The organism is Streptomyces sp. S6 (genome assembly GCF_054880855.1).
The window spans coordinates 1-4,507 of record NZ_JBTYMC010000425.1 but is presented as its reverse complement, the minus strand read 5'-3'; the positions used below and the strand labels follow the sequence as shown (position 1 = coordinate 4,507).

The 4,507-nt window shown below is 73.4% G+C and carries 2 protein-coding genes and 3 pseudogenes; 2 read left to right on the top strand and 3 right to left on the bottom strand.

All coding sequences use genetic code 11. The features are described from left to right. Positions 1-111: pseudogene (locus tag ACVNF4_RS32870) on the top strand (DnaA ATPase domain-containing protein); the annotation flags it as partial. On the opposite strand, the pseudogene ACVNF4_RS32865 reads toward ACVNF4_RS32870, so the two are convergent. Both ACVNF4_RS32865 and fmt read right to left on the bottom strand, forming a co-directional pair. Beyond that, positions 107-979 (bottom strand): annotated as a pseudogene (locus ACVNF4_RS32865) (transcription antitermination factor NusB); the annotation flags it as partial. The pseudogenes ACVNF4_RS32870 and ACVNF4_RS32865 sit on opposite strands and share 5 nt — an antisense overlap. A gap of 857 nt (positions 980-1,836) precedes the next feature. Continuing rightward, positions 1,837-2,769, bottom strand: a complete 933-nt coding sequence (gene fmt, locus ACVNF4_RS32860) for a methionyl-tRNA formyltransferase (RefSeq protein WP_461806534.1) — start codon at positions 2,767-2,769, stop codon at positions 1,837-1,839. A gap of 253 nt (positions 2,770-3,022) precedes the next feature. Here fmt and ACVNF4_RS32855 point away from each other — a divergent pair, with 253 nt between their 5' ends. After that, positions 3,023-3,583: a hypothetical protein gene (locus ACVNF4_RS32855; protein ID WP_461806533.1), complete on the top strand. Its 561-nt coding sequence runs from the start codon at positions 3,023-3,025 to the stop codon at positions 3,581-3,583. 210 nt (positions 3,584-3,793) lie between these two features. Here ACVNF4_RS32855 and ACVNF4_RS32850 read toward each other — a convergent pair. Next, positions 3,794-4,507 (bottom strand): annotated as a pseudogene (locus ACVNF4_RS32850) (primosome assembly protein PriA); the annotation flags it as partial.

Here is a 4,507-nt window from a genome sequence, read left to right as displayed (position 1 = left end):
ACGCATCTCCTGCATGCCATCGGGCACTACGCGCGGAGCCTGTATCCCGGGACGCGCGTGCGGTACGTGTCGTCCGAGGAGTTCACGAACGAGTTCATCAACTCGATCCGGCGCAGCCCTCCAGCCAGTGCCGGTCGGGGCCGTCGAGGGGGGCGTTCGCGAGGGCCAGCGCCACGAGCTGGCTCCCCTCGTCCTGCACGCCGGCCCGCCCCTCCCGCACGGCGTCCACGGCACCCGGTTCGCCGCCCTCCGTGAGCCGCGCGGCGTACGGCGACCAGCGGCCGGGGACGGCGGCCTCCTCCCGCAGCAGCTCCCGGACGTCCGACCTGCCGGGCCGCGCGACGAGGGTCACCTCGGGCCGCTCGTTGTCCGCCGCGAGCAGCTCCTCGACACCGGCCCGGCCACCGCCCAGCGAGTCCCACAGCGCCGAGACGACCCAGCGGGGGTGGGAGTGGACGACGGCGAGGTGGTCCTCGGGGTCGTCGTCATAAGGCGGGGCGACCTTCCCGATCCAGCCGTCCAGGTCGTCCTGCGAGATCTTCCGCAGCACCGCGTTGACGAACTTGGCGCGGCCGTCGCCCAGGACGACCCGGGCCAGCTCCACCGAGGCGGAGACGGCGGCGTGCGTGGGGATGCGGGTGCCGAGCAGTTGGTGCGCGCCGAGGCTGAGGACGTCGAGCACCGGGGGATCGACCTCCCTCAGCGGCCGGTCGATGCACGCGCCGATGATCGCGTCGTACGTCCCCTGCCGGCGCAGCGTGCCGTACACCAGCTCCGTCGCCAGCGCGGCGTCCCTGCCGTCGAATTCCCCCTTCTCCCGCGCCTTCCGCAGCAGCGGCGGCAACACCAGGTTCGCGTACGCGTCCCTCTCGTCCACCGCCCGCAACGCCTCGAACGCGAGCATCCGGACGGGGTCCTTCTTGGGGCGCCGATACGGCTTACCGGTCTTCGGGGTGCCTGCGGGGGAGGTATCGCTCACGGAAAAGGTGCTCCGGGTTTCAGAAAGGGGGTCACTTCAAGCGTACGTCGGGGGTGGGGGGTGCGGGGGGTGGGGGCTCGGGGGCGGGGTCAGGGGCGGGGTCGGAGTCGGGCACAGGCCCAGCTCAGCTTGGACTTGGCCTCGGGCTCAAGCTCAGCTCGGCTCAGGCTTGGGCTCCGGCTCAAGGTCAGAGTCGAGCTCAGGGGCAGGCCCGGGCCCGGACTCGGCCCGACATCGACACGGACTCGGGCCCAGGCTCAAAGCCGGGCACAAGCCCAACTCGGCTCGGGCCCAAGCTCGAAGCCTCGCTCAGGCCCAGCTCAGCTCATGCTTAGGCTCAAGGTCGGAGTCGAGCTCAGGGTCATGCCCGGGCCCGAACTCGGCCCGGCATGGACACGGACTCGGGCCCAGGCTCAAAGCCGGGCACAAACCCAACTCGGCTCGGGCCCAAGCTCGAAGCCTCGCTCAGGCCCAGCTCGGCTCAGGCCTGGGCTCAAGGTCGGAGTCGAGCTCAGGGGCAGGCCCGGCATCGACACGGACTCGGGCCCAGGCTCGAAGCCTCGCTCAGGCTCAAGCTCGAAGCCGGGCGCATGTCCAACTCAGCTCGGACTTGGTCTCGGGCTCAGGGCCGGGCTCGGCTCAGGCTCAAAGCCTCGCTCAGCTCAACTCAAGGTCGAAGTCGGCCTCAGGGTCGGGCCCGGACTCGGCCCGGCATCGACCCGGACTCGGGTGAGCTGCCGCAGTTTGAGCGCGGCGGTGCCCTGAGCGCCTCGGACTCAGCGGCCGGCGTCTCGTCCTGGGCACCCCGCACACCCCGGCCCAGCCGAACCCCGTGTCCTACCGTCGGCACCCCGGTCTCAGCCGCCCAGCGTCTCGCCGTCCGCTCCCCGTACGCCCCGGGCCCAGTCCGCCGCGCGCATCGGCTTCTTGCCCTGGGCCTGGACCCAGAGGAGTTCCACGGCGTACGAGCCGGTGCCGACGTACACGTTGTTCTTGCCGACGGCGAGTTGGCCCGGGGCGAGGCCGGCGCGGTCGGGCAGCGGGGTGACCTGGATCAGCTTGAGGCGCTCGCCGCGGAAGGTCGTCCAGGCGCCGGGGGCGGGCGTGCAGCCGCGGACGACGCGGTCGACGCGGAGTGCGGGTGCGCGCCAGTCGACGCGGGCGTCCTCGACGGTGATCTTCGGGGCCAGGGTGATGCCCTCGCCGGGCTGCGGCACCGCGCTCAGCGTGCCGTCCTCGATGCCGTCCATCGTCGCCGCGAGCAGGCCGGCGCCGGCGAAGGCGAGGCGGGTGAGGAGGTCGCCGCTGGTGTCGGTGGGGCGGACCTCCTCGGTGACGGTGCCGTAGACGGGACCCGAGTCGAGGCCCTCCTCGATGAGGAACGTGGACGCGCCGGTGATCTCGTCGCCGGCCATGATCGAGTGCTGCACGGGGGCGGCGCCGCGCCAGGCGGGCAGCAGGGAGAAGTGCAGGTTGACCCACCCGCGGGCGGGCACGTCGAGCGCGACCTTGGGCAGCAGCGCCCCGTACGCGACGACCGGGCAGCAGTCGGGCCCGATCTCCCGGAGCCGCTCCAGGAACTCCGGGTCCCTCGGCCGCCCCGGCCTCAGCACCTCGATCCCCTCCTCCATCGCCCTCTCCGCCACCGGCGACGCCACCAGCCTCCGCCCCCGCCCCGCCGGCGCGTCCGGCCTCGTCACCACCGCGACCACCTCATGCCGGCCCGAACCGATCAAGGCGTCCAGAGCGGGGACAGCGACCTCGGGAGTACCAGCGAAGACAAGCCTCATGGAAGAGCGGAACCTCTCGGACGGGGCGGATACGACCAGCACATCAGTCTAGGAGCCGGGAGGGTGGGGCGCTTACGGGGAGGGGTGGGGGCCGAGCCGACGGGAACGGGACGGCGCTCAGTCGGGGCCCGGCGGAGTCAGGGGGCGTACGCATATGCCCATACGCCCCCACCCCGTGACCCGCGGAGCGAATCCGCGTTGGTCAAGAAAGAGTTGACCCCTATCTCTTAACGCCGGTTCGAGAGGCTTGTTCATGGCCGACCACGCAACCCACGACGCCCAGGCCCGGGCCAGCCTGCACTTGCTGGTGCGGGACATCGAGCGGGTCCGCCGCCAGGTGGACGCACTCCGCACGCTCACCGCCCAGCTGGGCAACGTCTACCGCCCCCGCCGCTCCGGCCCCTCCACCGGGTTCGTGGTCTACGGCCGCGCCCCCGCGCCCACCGTCCGCCTGGCCCAGGAACTGCGGGACAGCGTGGAGACGCTGGTGACGGCGGCGGTCGAGTTCGACCGTTCCCTCGGCTTCTCCTGGGACGCGGTCGGCTCCGCGCTCGGCGTCACGAAGCAGGCGGTCCACCGCCGCTACGGCGCCCGCCGCACGCCTACGTCCGCCCTCCCGGACCAGGACCTCACCCCGGACCGCCCTCTTCAGGACCGCCCCCTGAACGACCGTCCCCTGAACGTGGGCGGTGCCATCTCCACCGTCCCCACGGTCCCCGCCGCCCGCTCCATGCCGACCCAGCCCACAGCCGGCAGCCCCGCCCTCCACAACGACCCCCGCCCCACCCCTTTCCCCGGCCCCCGCAACGGCTGACCCCTCCCCCGACCTCCACTGCCCTCTCGCCCGACCACGAGGGGGCAGTCGCGTTCCCCAGTGTCCTGAGCCCCCATGGGGCGGCACAGGTGGGCTGGGGGTACCCCCTGCTCGAAGAGCTTGGAGGAGGCACCCCGCAAGCGCGGGCAAGCAAAACGCCCCCACCCCAGCCACCCCCGAACCCGCACCACCCCCACCACACCCCACCCCTCACCCGATATCCGGCGGATCCACCCGAACCCAAACCCGCCCCTCCTCCCCCCCACCCCCCCGAGCCATCCGCGCAGCCTGCGCAGCCTTGAGCGCGGCGGCCAACACCCCACCCCTCCCCCGAGGCACCCGCACCAACGCCCGCTCCCACCGCTCCCCCGGCGGCGGCCCGCCCACTCTCCGAGGCCGCCCGACAGGCGTGACCGCCACCGGAACGGGCCCCAACACCTCGGCGTCGGGAGGCAGTTGGGCAACGGCGAGGAACCCGGCGACCGCCTCCGCGCTCCCGGACACAGAGGCCATCCGGGAAACCGGCGGAAACCCCAGCTCGGCCCGTTCGGCCAGCTCCCGCACCGCATGCCCCACGGGATCCCACCGCACCAGCGCCTGCACGGCCCGCACCGTGGGTTCGGCGACCACGACGACAGTCCCCCCCTCCCCCTGCCCCCGCACCAGCGCGGCAGCCCCGATCCACCGCCGCAGCGCCTCCTCCCCGGCCCGCAGATCGGGCCGCCCGAGCATGGCCCACCCGTCGAGCAGCAGCGCGGCGGCATACCCGCCCTCGGCGACCGGCTCGGCCCCCGGCGTGCTCACGACCAGCGCCGGTACCCCCGGCACGGTGTCCAGCACCTGCTCCCGCCCGGACGTCCGCACCGGCACAGCCGGAAACGCCCGCCCCAGCTCCTCCGCCGTCCGCCGGGCCCCCACGACCTG